Consider the following 18748-nt stretch of genomic DNA (forward strand, 5'->3'; position numbering starts at 1 on the left):
AATAGCTTTACGCATTAAAATACAATTTTTTGATGCGTAAATACAGTCAGTTAACGGCCATGCTGGCGATCACCAGGGCGGGCCTTAAATCCATTTTCAGAAGTCCTTCTTCAGTAATTTTTGGTTTTGCTTTTCCTTTTGTATTTATCCTTGTGTTTGGTTTTATTGGCAATAACGCTGGAGCGCCGGTGTATAAAATTGCGCTGGATAAAAGCTGCGATACCACCAATGCCTTATTTGATTCCATTAAGACAAGCAACCGGATTAGGGTAGTGCGTTTTGATAATGATAAAGATTTGAGAGAAAGCCTGGTAAAAGGAAAAATTACGGGTATTTTTAGCATTAGGAAAAACGAAACACCAATACCGGCTTACACGTATACCATTTCAACTACCAGCGCAAGCAACGATAAATGGCCACAGTTTATGCCCGTTGTAAATAATATTGTAAATACCATCAGCAATCAAAAATATGTTAACCGGCCAACTTTTGCGGTGCCCGATTTTGATTACAAGCGGGATGTGGAAGAAATCAGGGAATACAAAACAATCGATTTTATATTGCCAGGCCAGTTGGGTTTTTCATTGCTGAGTTCGGGTGTATTTGGCGTGGCTTTTATGTTTTTTAATTTGAGAAATACATTGGTACTAAAGCGCTTTTTTGCAACGCCTATCAGCCGTACTTATATTATTTTGGGCGAGGGCCTGGCTAGAATAATATTTCAAATGCTGACTGCAATCGTAATCATTGTTGCCGGGCATTTTATTTTTGGATTTACATTGATTCACGGGTTGTTTACTTTACTGGAAATGCTGGTGTTGAGCTTTATAGGCCTGGTAGTTTTTATGGGGCTTGGGTTTATTGTAAGCGGATTGGCCACGAGCGATAGCACCATCCCTCCCTTTGCCAATTTATTGACGCTGCCCCAATTTTTATTGGGAGGCACTTTTTTTTCGGTGGAAGTTTTTCCCAAGTGGCTACAGCCTATTTCTAATGCCTTGCCACTAACGCATTTAAATACGGCAATGCGGGCAGTTGCATTTGAAGGGCAGAATTTGTGGGATGTGAAAAATGAAATAGGTATTTTATTATTATGGGGCGTGATAGTATATGCTGTTGCTGTAAAAGTTTTTAAATGGGAGTAATTATGATGCGGTTTATAAAAGCTTTTCTTTTCGGAATCACCGGTTTGTTTATTGTAATTACATTGTTATCGCTGTTAATATCCGGTAATGTAAGGGTATCCCGTGTTGTGATTATTAATACTGCTGATGCCGGTAAAGTGTACAACCAGATTGCCAATTTTGATAACTGGAAAAACTGGCATCCAATTTTTACCATTGATTCAGCAAAAATTACCCGGCATATTCCTGCAATTGTAGGTAAAGATGCAGGTTGTATTATTTTGCATCGCGGTAAAGAGGTAGAAATCAAATTGATCACAGCCGATTCCAGCGCCGTGCGGTTTATGTTAAAATCGGAAGGCGAAAATGACATTGAAAATAATATGGTCTTCACTCAATTACCTAACCAGCATGTTGTACAGGTGGAATGGCGGGCACTCACCCGTTTGCATTGGTACCCATGGGAAAAATTCTATGCTATATTTATGGATAAGATAACCGGCCCTGGTTATGAAACTGCCTTAAACGGGCTAAAGGACTATATTGAGAAAAATCCATGAGCTGCCATAATTGAAAAGCAAATCTTCTAAAGAAAATCCTATATAAAATTTAAAACTTCTTTCTCAAACAGTCCAGCTATTTAAATTATTTTTCGTCCAATGCAACCCCTTGCTACAAATGCTTGTCAGGCTGGTGTAACACATATGATGGAGTATTCAGTATTGGTAAAAGATTGTCTTAAACAAAAGCCAGTTGCCCAACAGCAATTGTATGACCATTTTGCGCCATCCATGCTGGGTGTTTGCTACCGGTACACCAAATCGCTCAGTGATGCGGAAGATGTGTTGCAGGAAGGATTTATAAAAGTATTTATGCATTTGGCCGACTATAAATTTAAGGGTGAGCTGGGGGGATGGATCCGCAGAATAATGGTTACCACGGCACTGAATTATTTAAAAAAAAATAAGCGTTACCGGCAGGAAATGGTATTTGCAGAAACCCCGTTGCACCCGGTATCAGATCAAAACCCGGCCATTGATTTAGACGCCCGCCAGTTGAGTGATTTAATCCGTCAGTTGCCGGCAGGTTTTCAAACCATTTTCAATCTATATGCCATTGAAGGGTATACGCATGTAGAAATTGGACAAATGCTGGGCATCAGCGACGGTACTTCAAAATCACAATATGCAAGGGCAAGATATTTATTGATTGAGTGGATAGAAAAATATTCATCACTTCCAAAAAACGAACAGTATGCCGGAAAATGAATTTGAAAAAGAGGTGCAACAAAAAATAGTTGGGTTAAAATTGAAACCCAATGATGAAGTGTGGCAAAATGTGGCCGGCGCAATAACCAAACGAAAAGCAGGGAGAAGATTTTTTGCGCTTATTTTATTGTTATTGTTTTTTTCTATGGCTGGTCTTTTTGTGATTTATAACGGCACAAAACAACAAAGAAAGCCAATACTTGCAACGCAGGAAGATATCTCCGGCAACGTTAATAGCTCCAGGCTTTCTGGAAAAAAAGAAGTAGAGCTTTCAAAGCGTGTAGATGCAGCCACTGATAAAGGAACGGTAGTAAAAGAAAAAATAACTGCTGATAAGTTGATCACGCAAAAGAAAGAGGGGGAGCCTCTGACAATATTAATTCAATCAGCAGCATCGAAGGAACAATCCGTAGGTAAAACAAATATCGCTCAAAATGAAGTAAAGACAGTCAGGAACCAGCCTGATATTACCGGTGCATCTAAAAATGGCAGCGGAAAAATTCAATATAAAAAGAAACAAAAGCTAAGTACAAAAATCAGCAAAGGATCTGTGGAAGAGGATCGAAACGAAACAGCCACTGTTTCTGATAATGAAAGTAAAAATGTGGAGGAAAATACAGCGCTGGTTCTGGTAGATTCTGCGCATAAGTACATTGCCGTTTCACCGGTAATAAACCCAACGGGTAAAAATATGCCTTCCGTAAAGGACACCATTGAATCTCTAAAACAATCGGGTGAAAATACCAAATCAGTTGCAAATAAAACAATACATATAAAACAAACCAGCAAGTGGAAGTTGGGTGTCAATTTTTCTGCAGGCATTTCAGCAACAAATAACCAATACCTGGGAATTATTGGTTCATCAAACAGCGATGCCAATAAAGCCTACTATTCCGCTGATCAAATAAGTACGCCGGGTAACAACAGCCAGGCAGGCACTCCAGTTTATCGTCCTTCTAAAATAAGTTCAGGCGCTGGTATTATTGCAGGAATATTTGTTCAAAAAAATATTTCACCTGCTGCAATTTTATCTATTGGCTTAAATTATAAAATGTACAATACAACAATGACGGTTGGCAGCCAACTGGATAGTATTGTTCCCGCAAACAATTATTTGAATCTTAGTTCAGCTGCATATAGATTTTATAGAACAGGGGCCTCGTCCAACTATAAAAATCATTTTCATTTTATAGAATTACCAGTAGCTGTTAAAATCGCTCTAAATAAAAAGCACAAAAGAGCTGCGTACGTAACTACAAGTATTGCCATTGCAAGGTTGATTAGTTCAAATGCATTGCAGTTTGATACTGCATCAGGCAAATATTACAGCAATAACAATCTGCTGAAAAAAACGCAGGCCAATGTTTCAGTCGGGGCTTTATTTAGTATGTCACGCATGACTAAAAACCCATTGCTGATCGGTCCTGAAATCAATTTCGGTGTAAATAAAATCGCCAGGGAGAATCTTTACGGCGGCCGGCGCTACAGTTATTTCGGCCTGCGCCTTCAAAAAAACTTTGGTAAAAAATAAAGGTTTAAAAATATGGCGATCAATGCAACCTTGTAATTTATAATGTTGTCAATTCTATAATTCAGCTGGCCAAAATCAATTGATGTTTAGCAATTTAGATACTGTGTCAGCAATAAATAAAACATAAACCCGGTTTAATCACCCACTGTCACGCTGGTTCCATGAAACTAAAAAGAATTTATCTGTCCGTAACATGCCTGGTTGTTTTGCTTTCTGCAAATGGCCAGCATGTTACAAAATTGGCCCCTGCTAAATTCCAGAGCAGTCTGCAAACCGGACTATCTATTGGTCAAACAGGTAGCAAACCCGCCTGGCTTGTTAATAGTGTTAATGGCTTACAATACAAAAACTGGTTCGCCGGAATAGGCCTTGGCATTGACTATTACGGGTTAAAGCGAACGGTGCCTTTGTTTTTAGACGTTCAAAAAAATCTTTCTGTAAAACAAAATACTTTATTCTGGTACGTCAACGGTGGATACAGCATTCCCTGGGTAATTGAAAGCCACAAGCCAGCCTATGCTAATAAATACGAGGCTACCGGCGGGTTGTTGTACGAAGCCGGTGCCGGTTATAAATTTTCTCTTTTTAATAAAACGAAGTTGGGTTTAAGTGCAGGCTATTCATTTAAGCAATTAAAGGAACAGTTTACTCCACCTTGTAATTGGTGCGAACTGGAAATTCCTCCACCCCAAACCAACAGTTATCAGTTCAGAAGAATTGTTATCAAGGTTAACTGGTGGTTGTTGTAAATTTCAGGTTGCGTTGAATACCCTTAAATTTACTGCGCTTAAGGGGGGAGTTTCTAAAGATGAGTTTAAAACTTTCTTCCGTTAGTTCTTCCCATTCATTTACAGAAAAATCCAATATAGCCGGAATCGGAGTAAAGTTGATTTCGCTGTTTGGTTTACTAAACCGGTTCCATGGGCAAACGTCCTGGCAAACATCGCAGCCAAACATCCAGTTATCAAACTTGCCTTCCATGGCCTTCGGTATCAACGCATCTTTTAACTCAATGGTAAAGTACGAAATGCATTTACTGCCGTCCACCACTTTATCCGGCAAAATCGCTTCTGTGGGGCATGAGTCGATGCATTTGGTGCAGGTGCCGCAATAGTCTTTGGCAAAAGGAGCATCATATTCCAGCTCCAGGTCGGTAATCAGGGTGGCGATAAAAAAAAAGCTGCCACTTTGTTTGTTAAGCAGATTCCCATTCTTTCCAATCCAGCCCAGGCCTGTTTTTTTCGCCCAGCTTCTTTCTAAAACAGGTGCACTGTCAACAAAGCCACGGCCGTTTATTTCGCCGATGTTATCTTTTATTTCCTGCAACAAAGTTTTCAACTTACAGCGGATTACTTCATGGTAGTCATTGCCAAATGCATATTTTGCAATTTTGGGTGCCATCGATTGTTGCTGTTGTGCGGGAAAATAATTAAGCAATACAGTGATTACAGATTTTGCACCTGGCACCAATTTTCTTGGATCAATTCTTAAATCGAAATGATTTTCCATGTACTGCATGGTGCCATGCATTCCTTTGTTGATCCACACTTCCAGCCGCTTGGCATCTTCAGTTAATTCAACTGCTTCGGCAATGCCGCAATGATCAAAGCCAAGCCTCTGAGCGGCTCGTTTTATAAATTGGGTATAGTCTTTTTTGTGAAGGTTCAATCTTGTTCTTTTACAACATCAGTTACATGCGGATGGTATTTCTTCATCGATGCGTTTCTTTATTTCAAGATACAGTTCTCTCTTTTGATCACTCAATAAGGATTTTACAAAAACAATACCTGCATATTTACGGCACTTGTCTACGAAAGGCCAAGTACCAAAAAGGCCAGGGCAGCTTACTACGGTACTGTTGCCCTTATCGTCCTGTTCCTGTATCCATTCGCCCAGCCCGTACTCAAATCCTTCTGCTGTTTTTGGTATATATATTTTGGGGATATTGACAGTTTGTACAGTTTGCATTTTTTCAATAGCTGCTTCACTTAAAATTCGTTTGCCATTGAACATACCTTTGTTCAAAATCATCGACAAAAAATTAATGTAATCTTCAGGTGTGGAAACTGCACCTCCGGAAGGATTGGGTGCATCAGAATCGCCTTCAAAAGTGGTGTGTTTCATATTCAGCGGCCCCAGAATTCTTTGCTTCATCAGCATACCAAAATTCTTTTTGCCAACCACTTCCACTATCCTTGCAGCAATATTTAAACCGATAGTGCCGTAAGCGAAAGTTGTGCCCGGGTTAGCCGCTATCTCCCTTTTTGCAAATGAATTTACTTCCTCTTCCAGCGACTCGAACTTTCTGCGTTCCAGAATTTTTGCAATCATATGCTGGTTATCGGTGATGCCGGTTTCGTGCGCCAGACAATTGCGGATAGTAATATACGCTTTGCCATAGGTTTCATATATGGGCAAGTAAGTGCTCACCTTATCATCCAGTGAAATTTTTCCTTCATCAACAAAGCTCATTACCAGGGCTGCTGTCAGCCATTTGCTGCAACTTGCTATGGGTGCCTGGCTTTTCAGCGTAAAATCCCCGACGGCTTTCTGATAGACAATTTTGCCATCCTTGTAAACAACTGCTACCAGGTCTTTGCCCAGCGTTTTTTGATTGGAAGTGAGAAAAGCATCTACGCCGCTAAAATTATATTGGCTTTTTGTAAGCAGACAGAGTAGCAGAAAACTCAATACCAGCATGAATTTTAGACAGTTAGAACTAATTTTTTGCGCCATATTTTCCTGTAATTTAAATTGGATAGAGATTTGACAATTTTTATAAAGTTATTCGAAATTGTCTATCCTGTAATCGGATGTTGAATTTGAATGACTTATTTAACAATCTCCAAAATCTTTATTTCAAAAAAAATGGTGATTCGCGGGGATGCATTCTTTTACAATTAAATTAATAACTAAAATAAATTTTACAATATGAACCTTAATAATTTCACCATTAAAGCCCAGGAAGCTGTTGCACAGTCACAGCAATTGGCTTTCAATAATAAAAATCCCAATATTGAAACAGAGCACTTATTGAAAGCTTTGTTAAGCGAAGAAGATTCGCCCATAGAATTTTTGCTGAAGAAAAATAATGTAAACGTAAATTTTGTAGAAACAAAAGCGGACGAAAGCATTAATAAGTTGCCGAAGGTGCAAAGTGGAGAGCCTGCCCAGTCCGTAAGCAGGGACATGAACAGTGTGGTGCTGCGTGCAACCAGCGCATTGAAAACTTTTGGCGATGAGTTTGTAAGTGTTGAATATTTATTGCTTGCGATATTGCAGGGAAATGATAACAGCGCCAAGTTGCTGAAAGATGCTGGATTAACAGAAAAGGGATTGATTGCAGCAATCAAAGATTTGCGTAAAGGATCAACCATTTCTTCTCAGACAGAACAAACCCAGTTTAATGCATTGAATAAATATGCGAAGAACCTGAATGAAATGGCAAGGGCCGGCAAGTTGGATCCTGTGATAGGCCGCGATGAAGAGATACGGCGTACACTGCATATTCTATCAAGAAGAAGTAAGAACAACCCTATTTTGGTAGGTGAACCCGGTGTTGGCAAAACCGCTATAGCAGAAGGTTTAGCCATGCGCATTGTGAATGGTGATGTGCCGGAGAATTTAAAATCAAAAATTATTTATGCGCTGGATATGGGCCAGCTGATTGCGGGCGCCAAATACAAGGGAGAATTTGAAGAAAGATTAAAAGCAGTAGTGAAGGAGGTGGCCGGTAGTGACGGAGATATCATTTTGTTTATCGATGAAATACATACACTGGTAGGTGCTGGTGGCGGTGATGGCGCAATGGATGCTGCCAACATTTTGAAACCTGCTTTGGCACGTGGAGAGTTAAGGGCAGTTGGTGCCACAACATTGAATGAATACCAGAAATTTTTTGAAAAAGACAAGGCACTGGAACGCCGTTTTCAGAAGGTGTTGATTGATGAGCCAAGTGTGGAAGATGCGATTTCTATTTTAAGGGGATTGAAAGACAGGTATGAAACCTATCACCACGTATTAATAAAAGACGAAGCCATTATAGCGGCCGTTGAATTATCGCACCGCTATATTACTGACCGTTTTTTACCTGATAAGGCCATTGACCTGATTGATGGAAGTGCGGCCAAACTTAGATTGGAAATGAATTCAATGCCGGAAGAGCTGGATAAACTGGAACGGCAGATTCGTCAGCTTGAAATTGAAAGAGAAGCCATTAAAAGAGAAAATGATGCAACGAAATTAAAAGAGCTGAATACGGAAATAGGTAACCTGGCTGTTGAGCGGGATACTTTTAAAGCTAAATGGCAGCAGGAAAAGGAAGTGGTCGAAAAAGTACAATCAGCTAAAAGCGAAATTGAAAACCTGAAATCTGCAGCTGAAAAAGCTGAACGGGAAGGAAATTATGGCCTTGTTGCAGAAATAAGATATGGTAAAGTACAACAGCAGGAAAAGATCATCCAGGAACAGACAGCGCTGCTGGATGAAATCAGTGAAAAGCGTTTGTTGAAGGAAGAAGTGGATGCGGAAGATATTGCTGTAAGTGTTGCGAAAGCTACCGGTATCCCGGTAACTAAGATGTTGCAAAGCGAGCGGGAAAAATTATTGCACCTGGAAGAGGAATTGCATAAAAGGGTGGTAGGCCAGGATGAAGCCATTGAAGCGGTAAGTGATGCGATCCGCCGCAGCAGGGCAGGCTTGCAAGATCCCAAAAAACCGATTGGTTCATTTATATTTTTAGGTACTACCGGTGTGGGTAAAACAGAGTTGGCAAAAGCATTGGCAGAGTATTTGTTTGACGATGACAGCATGATGACCCGTATTGACATGAGTGAGTACCAGGAAAAGCATTCTGTGAGCAGGCTGGTAGGTGCACCTCCGGGATATGTGGGTTACGATGAAGGCGGACAATTAACTGAAGCGGTTAGGCGCAAACCTTATAGCGTGGTTCTGCTGGATGAAATTGAAAAGGCGCATCCGGATGTTTACAACGTTTTATTGCAGGTGCTGGATGATGGTCGCCTGACCGACAATAAAGGCAGGATAGTGAACTTTAAGAATACGATTGTGATCATGACCAGTAATATGGGAAGTCATATTATCCAGGAAAATTTTGAAAAGGTAAATGATGAAAATAAAGAGGAAGTGGTAGAAAGCACAAAAGCTGAAGTCCTCAGCCTGTTGCGTCAAACCATCCGGCCAGAGTTTTTAAACCGCATTGATGAAGTAATTATGTTCCAGCCATTGATGAAAAAGGAAATCAAGGGAATTATCCGGATTCAGTTGGATAACCTGAAAGATCTGGTGTCAAAATCAGGCATTCAACTGGAGTTTAGTGATTATGCGCTCGACTACCTGGCTGAAAATGGGTATGACCCACAGTTTGGTGCAAGACCCTTGAAAAGGTTAATTCAAAAGGAAATCGTAAACCAGTTGAGCAAGCGGATTTTGATGGGTGATATTGATAAAACCAAGCCGGTTCTGGTGGATGTTTTTGACGGCGTGGTAGTTTTCAGAAATGAAGTGATTGCAGATAAGACAAAGGAAAATGCGGTGAAAGCTGGTTAATTTAAAGTTATTTAAGATGAAGGCTGGACTAATAAAAGATTGAAAATCAGCCTTGTGGATAAACTGTGAACGAATAAAGTTTGGACGGTAGTAAAAAAAGGGCAAAAAATATTACCTTCAAGCGCTTACACAACCTTTTTGAGGACGTATATATTATAAAAAAGGTGAAAACTTTTCTCCGGAATTGGTTGTTATAACAGGTCATAATCCAGGTAAGCAATGTGGGATATGACATAAAAATAAAAGATATATTATGGCATTTAAAAAAGAGGTGGTTGAAATTATTGAACCGAGAGATGTATTTGTTGGCGATATCAATGCTCCGGTAACATTGGAAGAATTTGGTGAATATGAAAGTGAAGTATGCGCAAAAGCCAACGAAGTAGTAAAACAGTTGCTGGAAGAATATGAAGGGAAAGTACGTTTTAATTTTCGTCACTTTCCAATGACAAATATCCACCAGCGTAGCTTAAAGGCTGGCGAAGCCGCAGTAGCAACTGCACAAGACGGTAAGTTTTGGGAAATGCACAATATTCTTTTTGCTAACCGCAGAAATCTGGGCACAACAAGTTTAAAATTGCATAGCAGGGAAGCAGGTGTACAAAACAAACGTTTTTTGGATGAACTGGTAAATGCTACTTATGGATGGCAGGTACAGGGAGATATGAGAGAAGGTATTAACCGCGGAGTAAAAGACGTACCTACTTTTTTTGTAAACGGCGAACGTTTTACAGGTAAAGTAACATACGATGAATTAAGCAAAGCAGTAGAAGCAGCTTTGAAAAAAGTTAAGAAAAAAGTTCCTGCTAAAGTAAAAGCATAAACAGAAGCCCTGATAGTTTTATCGGGGCTTTTTTTTATGATATGGTGCTTTCGCCTATTTTACCGAGCCCATCCCAAATACCAGGTTTTCCAGGTTATGTTCATCAAAATAAGTCTGGCAAATTTTTTCAGCTTCAACGAGCAACTGCTCCAATTTGGGTTGTTTGATACCTAACAACTGGTAAGTCTTTTTTAATGCGTCTGCATCAGATAATTCTGTTGATTGCTGTAAGGCTTCTTTCACAGCTATCACATGTAATCCCCTGTCTTTGATTTTTCCCAATGCGTCAATCATCCAGCTAAGTGCATAAAAATAATTTTGTTCCAGCAATAAAAAATAGGTAGCATCACCGGCATCGGGCATTTTGTTGTAGGGCGAAGTAGTAATCTCTTTGGTTAGATATTTGGCAAGGTGCTTCGGCATTTTTTTATTTTTAGATAATTGAATGCTGCCACGCAAAGCCCGCGGATAAATGCTGAGCCAACGCAGTTTTCGACGTAATTCATGCACTTCTGATTCTATATCGTTAAAATGGTATTTCTTGTTTTGTATAAATTCAGTAATGGCATAAATTGAATTTCCGTAAAATTCGTTGATGGCGTTTATTTCAGGTTCTTCCTCCAGCCAATCAGCTTTGTCAAGTTTCCTTTGTATTTTTTTTATGCGGATACCGCCAACCGAAAGCCATTCTTTTTCAACCAGTATTTCGTTGAGGCTTTGTATTTTTTCCCTTGTTTGTGCTTGCAGGTAACTGGTAATACCGGCAGGTATTTTTTTATTTAGGCTGATATCTTTTGCGATGTTATCATAATAGTCAATTGCACCCAGGGTATCTTCCAGCAATTTAAAATGTACCTGTAATTTTGTAAATTTTTTTGGGTTATTTACCGATGTATACAGCTTAGCCAATCCTTCCAACATGAAAAGTGGTGTACGGGCATCATTTTTATACAGCCACAATGCCGGGTTTTTTTGTTTGGCAGCTTTATCGAGCAGGGTTTGTAAAAGACTTAGATAATATAAAAATCTGGCAGGTCCTTTTTTCATTGTTAAGTTTTTAATCTGTTAGTATTTAAAAAAGCACGCAGGGCAATAAAAAAATGGCTGTATCATCTTTCAAAAAAAGCTACGGTACCGCCTACCCAGGTTTTATCTGCATTGTAACGGGTGCCAATCATTTTGCCTTTACTAAGCCGGGCCAGGTTGTGAACGGCTACCGGACGGTTCCATTCTTTTTTCCAAAAATAAAATAATCTTATTTCTGCTTTTGCAGGTACATCGGGTGTTTCAATCACATCTGCGTATTTTACTTTGCGCTGTAGTATCCAGTTTTCGGGATCTGTAATTCTATTGATATCTTCAATAGTGACATCAATAATTACGCCCATTCCCGCAAATGAAAACAGCGGCTTCAGCACATAATTTTCCAAGTCTTCCGGTATTTGGTTTAATTTGTTGAGATAGAAGGTAGGAGGAACGTAAGGGTTATCGATCAGCGGCAATGTGTATTTGCTAACGCGGTAAAACCAATTCGGATGCGGTATCCATTCCACATCCCAGGGACGGGATATATCAATTGAATTTTCGGGATATTCCTGCTGGTACAGGTCATCAAAAATGAGCCGGTTGTAGATTTTTTTTATCAGTGTTTTCTTTCCATCCAGTTCATAAAATAACTGGTCTCCTTCACCTATTACTTTAGTCAGGCACACCGTTTTAATCCCCAGCACATCTTCCGTACAATAAAAATCAATGCGTGTTTTTTGCTGCTCCGGATAAATCTCCAGTAGGATAACATTTTCGGCGTTGCAATCCCCAACAATAATTTCCTTCAAAAGCTGCAGGTAAGTTGTTTCGTTGTAGCCGTTTAAATACGCATCATAAGTAGCCGGAAGTTCTGCATAGGTCTTTGTTATAGCCGAATGAAAAGCCTGGAAAGCAAATAGTGTAGGGAATCCCTGCATTTCAATTAGCTGCGGCTCCAATGTCCCATTGGCATTTTCGCAGATGCCAAAATCAAAAGCAATAAATTCAGGATGGTCTTTTTCATCGCCTGCGACCACACTGTCAGGAATCGCTTTTTGAGTAAGTGACTTAAAGTTGGGGGCTGTAATAATATCAACTATGTCTTCACAGGCATCCAGCATTTTTTGTGTGAAATCTTTGGGAATAAAAACCGGTGTTTCCGCAATTCTGAATTCCAGAGCTCCGGGGTGCAAATTTTCTAATTGCTGTAAAAAAGCTGTGTATTTTTCTTCAGAAAAATTATCATTAAACTTTCGCCTTAATTCTTTCTGCATGATCGGTATGATTGATACTATTTTATTGCTTAAAAATAATCATAATACCATAGTTTATCACCAATTATGACAGAATTATATTTCCACGGGTTGTAAACTTTGTACAGCTATTTGTAAAAAATTAGGAAGGATATGTTCGTAGGTATAAACAATTTTATCAGGGTCGTTCAATTGTTCAATCATACTGCTCCATTTATCATGACCGTAATTTTCAATCACGGTTTTCTTTTTATCTTCTGTTTGCAAATGCATGCTCATACCAACAGCATCTGCTTCGGGATGGAACTGGGTACCAATCATGTACTCGTTAAACCTAACCGCCATGATCGCTCGTTCCAGCTGTACATGCGGCCTTTCTTTTTCTATAGCGAGAATGGTGGCGCCTAATTGGTGAAGGGTATTGTGTTTAGGTTCAATTACCTGGAAATCCCTGCTGTCCACCGCATAAAAAGGATCTTTCATTTCTTCGAAAACAATTTCCCTTTTACCATCTTTTAATAAATGAACAGGAAACACCCCAAACGAAGTACTCTTTCGCTGACAAACGTTGCCAATATTATAATGCCTGCATGCTAACTGAAAGGAATGACAGATAAAGAATACATATTTTTTTTGGATGTTAGCCTCATTTGCATTCCATTTTTCAATGGTATGAAGCCAGGTAAAATATACTTTTTCCCACTCGCTGCCTTCGCTGTCCAACGGACTACCAGGTCCGCCACTGGAAATAAATATATCGTATGAAAGATCGGGAACTTCATTTTTCTGACGAACGTCAAATTCATCCCAACTTATTTCGAGGTTATTAAAATCACTAAACTGGTTGATTATTTCACGGATACACCGCATTCCCTGATTGGGAACTCCCTCATATAAATCAAGAATAGCTACGCGAAACTGCTTTTTTTCTACTAAACACATGGCACAAAATTAATAAAATTTTGCCGGTTTTATCCTGCAGGCAGGTTGTAGAGTATTTTCGAAGTACTGCTGTACCTGGATAAAAGTTGCAGATAATCGCTTAAAACATTGTTGAATTGCTAAATGCCGGCCAAAAAATTACCCTGGATGTAATCCACCACTTCAACAAGACTTTTATTTTGTTCATATACCTTCAGCTGCCTGTCTGCACCTGTGCCCTGTTCAAGCATATTGTGCACATAGTTGATGGCGTGGCGGCTGCCTAACTGCGGCACTACATCATCTATAAAATCGAGCAATTCGTAAATAAGTACCCTTGTATTGACTTCGGTTTCCTTACCAAAATCAATCATGCTGCCATCAATACCATAACGGCTGGCCCGCCATTTATTTTCGTTTATCAGTGCCCGTGAGTATGTCATAAAATTGAGGTTCTGGCTGCGCAGCTTATACAGCTTGGCGCACAATGCCTGGAAGAGTGCTGCGATGGCAATGGTTTCCTGCACTGTCATAGGTATATCACAGATACGGAATTCTACCGTGTTAAAAAAGGGATGTACCCTCAGATCCCACCATATTTTTTTTGCATTATCAATGCAGTTTGTCTTTACCAGTAATTTTATATAACTCTCATAAGCTTCAATGCTTTCAAAATAATCTGGTATACCTGTTCGTGGAAATTTATCAAATACTTTTGTACGGTAAGATTTATAACCTGTTTTTCTCCCTTCCCAGAAAGGAGAGTTGGTACTTAACGCATATACATGTGGCAAAAAATAACGGGCCGAATTGGCGATATGAATAGCCATCTCCCTGTTTTCCATCCCTACGTGCACATGTAAACCAAAAATAAGGTTGCTGCGGGCAGCTTCCTGCAACTCGTTTACAATTTCGTTGTAGCGGGCATGGTCTGTAATTAGCTGGCTTTCCCAATGGCTGAAAGGATGCGTACCGGCGGCGCCCAGTTTAAAGCCTAAGCTCTCGCCAATGCCACTGATTGTTTTACGAAGGGTAGCTACATCGACAAAGGCTTCATCAATATCCTGGCAAATATCTGTACCCACCTCAACAACCGCCTGGTGCATTTCTGCCTTTACTTTATCCTTAATAATTTTCTGACCTTCCTGAACAATTCTTTGTTCATGGCTTTTTAATTCCCTTGTCTCCGGGTCAAGTACCATGTACTCTTCTTCAACACCAATAGTAAATCCTTTGTATGATAAGCTCGCCATGTTAGTTGATAATTGCTTAAACGATAATTGATAATTTCTTAAAATCGGAGTCCATGCCTTTGTTAATCAAACTTTCCATTTGAGATATTGTTTTAAAGCATCAATAACTTTAATCGATAATAATGAGCGATAAAAATTGAAGGTATTTGCTTCAGCCGATTATCGATTATCCATTAAAACTATCTATTAAAAAAGAGGTTGCTTCGCGGCGCTTCTTTTTATGTATTCGCCCCAGGTTAAATTATCAGCTCCATCGGTTTGCGCCTGTGCTTTTTCGATGGCAAATGTTACAGCTGTTTCCACTACCCATTCAAAATTTTCTTCGCCCACACTGGTTCTTTCCGCATCGGGTGCGGGGTTGCAAAAATCAATGGCATAAGGCACGCCATCCCGCAATGCCAGTTCAACCGTATTAAAATCATAGCCCAGGTAGTGATTGATACGTAAAACGATATCCGTCATCAATTGCAGTTTTTCTTCTGACGGTTTGAAATCAGCTACGTAACGCAAGGCATGCACGTTGCGTGGTTCGTACGGCATAATACGAACATACTTGCCACCAATGCAGTAACAACGGTAATATTCTTCAAAAATGATTTCTTCCTGCAGCATCATTACCAGTTCGCCGGTTTCGCCGTGTTTATCAAAAAAATCATGTTGGTCAATTAATTTATAAACACTTTTCCAGCCGCCACCGGCAAAGGGTTTCATGTAAGCCGGGAAACCTATATAATTAAAAATACCTTCCCAGTCGAGCGGGTAAGCCAGGTTGCTAAATGATTCCCCGGTGGTATCCGCAGGCAAATCCCTTGATGGCAAAATCACTGTTTTAGGCACAGGGATATTTATTTTTGTAGAAAGGCAGTTGTTGAAAAATTTTTCATCTGCACTCCACCAAAAAGGATTGTTTATGACCGCTGTACCACAAAGCGCAGCATTTTTTAAAAAGGCCCTGTAAAAAGGCACGTCCTGAGATATACGGTCGATAATAACTGCATAACCACTACTTACACCCTGTATCACTTTATCTATTTTAACCGGCTCAGCAACAATGCCCTCAATATTCTTGCTGTTTACCCTTTCTACAAAAGCATCGGGAAAACTTCTTTCCTTTCCATGTAAAATGCCTATTTTTTTCATAACTGATTTTTAAAAATGACTGCTGATTTTAAATCATCGGTAAACAGATCCATATCTAACCCAATGTATTTTTTTCGCCTGAATTTTCCAAATAATACTTGCAGGCCGTAAGGGTTTTACCAGTAAAAGAGACAGTAATCAAAAATGGCCTCCGCGAAAAATTGATTCGCTTTGCTTATTTTTGGAGTTATGCCAAACAGGAAAACCGCAGTAGTTATTACAGAGCATCATATCATTCACTCAGTTTGTTTAAAAAGAGATGTAAAAGTAGATTGCTATCTACCGGACAAAGTTGCTGCAAAAAAAGAAGTAAGCTTATTATTGATTAATGACGGGCAGGATCTTGTCACCATGCATTTTCAACATATTTTAAAACGCTTGTATGACCGCAATGCCATTCAACCTGTTTTTTGTGTCGGGCTCCATTGCGGGCACGATAGGAAAAATGAATATGCCACAGCAAAAATACTGGACTACATGAATCGTGGTGCTAAAGCTGCATTACATGATCAGTTTGTTTTTGAAGAGTTGTTGCCATTATTGCGCAAAGCCTATCCGTTATATGATTTTATTGAGAAATCCTATGCAGGTTTTTCCTTGGGTGGCTTAAGTGCGCTGGATATTGTTTGGAATTACCCGTACGAATTTACAAAAGTGGGAGTTTTTAGCGGCTCGCTTTGGTGGAGGGATAAGGACCAGTATGCACCAGATTTTGATGAATCAAAAAACAGGATCATGCACCGGCAGGTGAAGGAAGGTAAGTACTCAGCATGGCTCAAATTTTTCTTTGAAGTGGGCACACAGGATGAAACCGCTGACCGCAACAACAATGGTATTATTGATGCCATCGACGACACCATCAGCTTGATTGAGGAGTTAAAAATTAAGGGCTATAAAGACGATGATATCGCTTATCTGGAATTACAGGATGGAAGGCACGACGTGCCCACCTGGGCGAGAGCGTTTCCAGCTTTTTTAGAATGGGGGTGGGGAAGGTGAGACAGCAAGTATCAAGTATCTGGTATTAAGTACTCAGACAAGAAACCCCGTAATCATCCAGCGATTACGGGGTTTCTTGTAAATTATTTTGTTGCAGGTTCCAATTTTAAAGAACGCATTAAAATTGATAGCTGTGATCTAAATACTTAATACTAAATACTTGATACTACTTAGTCATCATCTCTGTAAAATACTTATGAAAATACGGTATGGTTTCAATGCCCTTGTAATAATTCTCCAGGTTAAATTTTTCATTAGGACTATGCAAGTTATCACTGTCTAATCCAAAACCCATAAAGACTATTTTGATACCTAATTCTTTTTCAAACAGCGCACAGATGGGTATACTTCCGCCACCACGCACCGGTATTGGTTTTTTACCGAAAGTCGTTTCTATTGCTTTGGCCGCTGCGAGATAGGCAGTACTATCAATAGGAGTCATATAAGGTTCACCGCCATGGTGTTCAAAAGCCGTAACAGTTACACCGGGCGGTGCAATTTTTTTAAAATGTTCCAGCAGCATGGCCGTTATTTTTTCAGACGATTGGTTAGGCACCAAACGGGTAGATATTTTTGCAGTAGCCTTACTGGGCAGTACAGTTTTAGCACCTTCCCCCTGGTAACCGCCCCATATGCCATTGAGCTCTAAAGTAGGACGTATACCGGTTCGTTCATTGGTGCTGTATCCCTTTTCCCCCCATAATTCCTGAATCCCTAAATCATCTTTAAATTCCTTTTCATCAAAAGGTGCTTCGGCCATTAATTTTCTTTCTTCTGCGGTTGCTTCTACAACATCATCATAAAAACCAGGTAATGTAATATGATTGTTCTCGTCATGACAGCTCGCGATCATTTTCGCCAACATTGTAATTGGATTTGCAACAGCACCACCGTACACACCACTGTGCAGATCACGGTTTGGTCCGGTTACCGTTACTTCAATATAGCTCAATCCGCGTACACCAATGTCAATGCTGGGTGTATCCAGACTGATCATGGCGGTATCGCTTATCAAAATTACATCTGCCTTTAATACTTCTTTATGTGTTGCGACAAATTTGCCGAGGTTAGGTGAGCCAACTTCCTCCTCACCTTCAATACAAAATTTGATATTATTGCCCAGCGTATTGGTTTGTATTAATGTTTCCAGGGCCTTCACATGCATGTAAACCTGTCCCTTATCATCGCAACTGCCACGGGCAAAAATTTTACCATCAATAATTACGGGTTCAAATGGGCCACTCTTCCAAAGTTCCAGCGGCTCGGCAGGCTGTACGTCATAGTGGCCGTAAACCAGCACCGTTGGTTTTGCCGGGTCAATTATTTTTTCGGCATACACGATAGGATGTCCTTCAGTAGAATATATCTCAACCTTATCAACTCCTGCTTCCAGCAAGCGTTTTTTTACAGCTTCTGCGCAGGTCACCATATCCGCTTTATTCTCGGTTGCCGCACTGATGCTGGGTATACGCAGGAGTTCCAGCAATTCGTTTAAAAACCGATCCTTATTGTTTTCCTGGTATTCTTTCCAAACTTGCATATCAAACTATTTTTGGTAAAAGATATTTTTATAAAAAACGAAAGTAGGTTTTATAGCACTTAAAAAAGCATTGTTTTAAAACAAAAAAAATTGCTAAAAAAAATAATGAGAGGCTGCGGCAACATTACAACAACTATATTCGTTTATACGATTGCATCCCCAATTTATCAGCCTTTGCTATAGTTGCCTCATTGAGCAGGCTTCGATTGCAAAGGCTGAGCCAATTAAGGCATAGCTTCTTTTTTTCAGGGCATTTACATTGTCAATAAAAAAATACCCGCCTCAAAGCGGGTACAAAAATT

General features: G+C 39.8%; 16 protein-coding genes. 8 read left to right on the forward strand and 8 right to left on the reverse strand.

Annotated features, from left to right (window positions below; all coding sequences use genetic code 11):
• The first annotated feature begins 32 nt into the window (after positions 1–32).
• From QWZ08_RS03560 to QWZ08_RS03580, 5 genes are all read left to right on the forward strand, one after another.
• On the forward strand, positions 33–1145 hold the full coding sequence (locus QWZ08_RS03560) for an ABC transporter permease (RefSeq protein ID WP_290335836.1): 1113 nt from the start codon (positions 33–35) through the stop codon (positions 1143–1145).
• Positions 1136–1684: an SRPBCC family protein gene (locus QWZ08_RS03565; RefSeq protein ID WP_290335837.1), complete on the forward strand. Its 549-nt coding sequence runs from the start codon at positions 1136–1138 to the stop codon at positions 1682–1684. Before QWZ08_RS03560 ends, QWZ08_RS03565 begins: the two co-directional genes overlap by 10 nt.
• A 99-nt stretch (positions 1685–1783) precedes the next feature.
• Positions 1784–2392 (forward strand): RNA polymerase sigma factor, encoded by a 609-nt coding sequence (locus QWZ08_RS03570; protein ID WP_290335838.1) that lies wholly within the window; start codon positions 1784–1786, stop codon positions 2390–2392.
• Positions 2379–3923, forward strand: a complete 1545-nt coding sequence (locus QWZ08_RS03575) for a hypothetical protein (protein WP_290335839.1) — start codon at positions 2379–2381, stop codon at positions 3921–3923. Before QWZ08_RS03570 ends, QWZ08_RS03575 begins: the two co-directional genes overlap by 14 nt.
• Positions 3924–4084: 161 nt before the next feature.
• Positions 4085–4672 carry a hypothetical protein gene (locus tag QWZ08_RS03580; protein WP_290335841.1) on the forward strand — a complete coding sequence of 196 codons (588 nt, stop codon included), beginning with the start codon at positions 4085–4087 and terminating at the stop codon, positions 4670–4672.
• Here QWZ08_RS03580 and queG read toward each other — a convergent pair.
• Together queG and QWZ08_RS03590 are read right to left on the reverse strand one after the other, a co-directional pair.
• Positions 4653–5591: a tRNA epoxyqueuosine(34) reductase QueG gene (gene queG, locus QWZ08_RS03585; protein WP_290335842.1), complete on the reverse strand. Its 939-nt coding sequence runs from the start codon at positions 5589–5591 to the stop codon at positions 4653–4655. The genes QWZ08_RS03580 and queG overlap by 20 nt on opposite strands.
• Before the next feature lie 18 nt (positions 5592–5609).
• On the reverse strand, positions 5610–6659 hold the full coding sequence (locus tag QWZ08_RS03590; protein WP_290335843.1) for a serine hydrolase domain-containing protein: 1050 nt from the start codon (positions 6657–6659) through the stop codon (positions 5610–5612).
• A gap of 195 nt (positions 6660–6854) precedes the next feature.
• On the opposite strand from QWZ08_RS03590, the gene clpB reads away from it, so the two are divergent.
• Together clpB and QWZ08_RS03600 are read left to right on the forward strand one after the other, a co-directional pair.
• Positions 6855–9491 (forward strand): ATP-dependent chaperone ClpB, encoded by a 2637-nt coding sequence (gene clpB / locus QWZ08_RS03595; protein WP_290335844.1) that lies wholly within the window; start codon positions 6855–6857, stop codon positions 9489–9491.
• A gap of 253 nt (positions 9492–9744) precedes the next feature.
• The gene (locus tag QWZ08_RS03600; RefSeq protein WP_290335845.1) at positions 9745–10314 is read left to right on the forward strand and encodes a DsbA family protein; all 570 of its coding nucleotides are present in this window, start codon (positions 9745–9747) and stop codon (positions 10312–10314) included.
• Positions 10315–10368: 54 nt separating this feature from the next.
• Here QWZ08_RS03600 and QWZ08_RS03605 read toward each other — a convergent pair whose 3' ends face one another.
• The 5 genes from QWZ08_RS03605 to QWZ08_RS03625 all read right to left on the reverse strand — a co-directional run bounded on the left by QWZ08_RS03605 (position 10369) and on the right by QWZ08_RS03625 (position 15907).
• On the reverse strand, positions 10369–11361 hold the full coding sequence (locus tag QWZ08_RS03605; protein ID WP_290335846.1) for a hypothetical protein: 993 nt from the start codon (positions 11359–11361) through the stop codon (positions 10369–10371).
• A gap of 62 nt (positions 11362–11423) precedes the next feature.
• Positions 11424–12614 carry a hypothetical protein gene (locus QWZ08_RS03610; protein ID WP_290335847.1) on the reverse strand — a complete coding sequence of 397 codons (1191 nt, stop codon included), beginning with the start codon at positions 12612–12614 and terminating at the stop codon, positions 11424–11426.
• 75 nt (positions 12615–12689) lie between these two features.
• Positions 12690–13535: a type 1 glutamine amidotransferase gene (locus QWZ08_RS03615; protein ID WP_290335848.1), complete on the reverse strand. Its 846-nt coding sequence runs from the start codon at positions 13533–13535 to the stop codon at positions 12690–12692.
• Between the two features lie 119 nt (positions 13536–13654).
• Complete coding sequence (locus tag QWZ08_RS03620) at positions 13655–14767, reverse strand: carboxylate-amine ligase (protein ID WP_290335849.1); 1113 nt, start codon at positions 14765–14767, stop codon at positions 13655–13657.
• Between the two features lie 186 nt (positions 14768–14953).
• Positions 14954–15907 carry an ATP-grasp domain-containing protein gene (locus tag QWZ08_RS03625; protein ID WP_290335850.1) on the reverse strand — a complete coding sequence of 318 codons (954 nt, stop codon included), beginning with the start codon at positions 15905–15907 and terminating at the stop codon, positions 14954–14956.
• A gap of 189 nt (positions 15908–16096) precedes the next feature.
• Here QWZ08_RS03625 and QWZ08_RS03630 point away from each other — a divergent pair, with 189 nt between their 5' ends.
• On the forward strand, positions 16097–16906 hold the full coding sequence (locus QWZ08_RS03630; protein WP_290335851.1) for an alpha/beta hydrolase: 810 nt from the start codon (positions 16097–16099) through the stop codon (positions 16904–16906).
• A gap of 166 nt (positions 16907–17072) precedes the next feature.
• Here the strand turns inward: QWZ08_RS03630 and QWZ08_RS03635 are convergent, their stop codons facing one another.
• Positions 17073–18446, reverse strand: a complete 1374-nt coding sequence (locus QWZ08_RS03635) for a dipeptidase (RefSeq protein ID WP_290335852.1) — start codon at positions 18444–18446, stop codon at positions 17073–17075.
• Positions 18447–18748: the final 302 nt, after the last annotated feature.

It is taken from the genome of Ferruginibacter paludis, from assembly GCF_030409685.1.
Classification (GTDB): Bacteria; Bacteroidota; Bacteroidia; order Chitinophagales; family Chitinophagaceae; genus Ferruginibacter; species Ferruginibacter paludis.

What these genes read in the sequence shown, in the direction of transcription:
- QWZ08_RS03635 (WP_290335852.1), bottom strand. Translation starts at nt 18,446, where the DNA reads ATGCAAGTTTGGAAAGAATACCAGGAAAACAATAAGGATCGGTTTTTA.
- QWZ08_RS03630 (WP_290335851.1), top strand. Translation starts at nt 16,097, where the DNA reads ATGCCAAACAGGAAAACCGCAGTAGTTATTACAGAGCATCATATCATT.
- QWZ08_RS03575 (WP_290335839.1), top strand. Translation starts at nt 2,379, where the DNA reads ATGCCGGAAAATGAATTTGAAAAAGAGGTGCAACAAAAAATAGTTGGG.
- QWZ08_RS03600 (WP_290335845.1), top strand. Translation starts at nt 9,745, where the DNA reads ATGGCATTTAAAAAAGAGGTGGTTGAAATTATTGAACCGAGAGATGTA.
- QWZ08_RS03565 (WP_290335837.1), top strand. Translation starts at nt 1,136, where the DNA reads ATGGGAGTAATTATGATGCGGTTTATAAAAGCTTTTCTTTTCGGAATC.
- QWZ08_RS03560 (WP_290335836.1), top strand. Translation starts at nt 33, where the DNA reads ATGCGTAAATACAGTCAGTTAACGGCCATGCTGGCGATCACCAGGGCG.
- QWZ08_RS03615 (WP_290335848.1), bottom strand. Translation starts at nt 13,535, where the DNA reads ATGTGTTTAGTAGAAAAAAAGCAGTTTCGCGTAGCTATTCTTGATTTA.
- QWZ08_RS03580 (WP_290335841.1), top strand. Translation starts at nt 4,085, where the DNA reads ATGAAACTAAAAAGAATTTATCTGTCCGTAACATGCCTGGTTGTTTTG.
- QWZ08_RS03590 (WP_290335843.1), bottom strand. Translation starts at nt 6,659, where the DNA reads ATGGCGCAAAAAATTAGTTCTAACTGTCTAAAATTCATGCTGGTATTG.
- QWZ08_RS03625 (WP_290335850.1), bottom strand. Translation starts at nt 15,907, where the DNA reads ATGAAAAAAATAGGCATTTTACATGGAAAGGAAAGAAGTTTTCCCGAT.
- QWZ08_RS03620 (WP_290335849.1), bottom strand. Translation starts at nt 14,767, where the DNA reads ATGGCGAGCTTATCATACAAAGGATTTACTATTGGTGTTGAAGAAGAG.
- QWZ08_RS03605 (WP_290335846.1), bottom strand. Translation starts at nt 11,361, where the DNA reads ATGAAAAAAGGACCTGCCAGATTTTTATATTATCTAAGTCTTTTACAA.
- QWZ08_RS03570 (WP_290335838.1), top strand. Translation starts at nt 1,784, where the DNA reads ATGCAACCCCTTGCTACAAATGCTTGTCAGGCTGGTGTAACACATATG.
- clpB (WP_290335844.1), top strand. Translation starts at nt 6,855, where the DNA reads ATGAACCTTAATAATTTCACCATTAAAGCCCAGGAAGCTGTTGCACAG.
- QWZ08_RS03610 (WP_290335847.1), bottom strand. Translation starts at nt 12,614, where the DNA reads ATGCAGAAAGAATTAAGGCGAAAGTTTAATGATAATTTTTCTGAAGAA.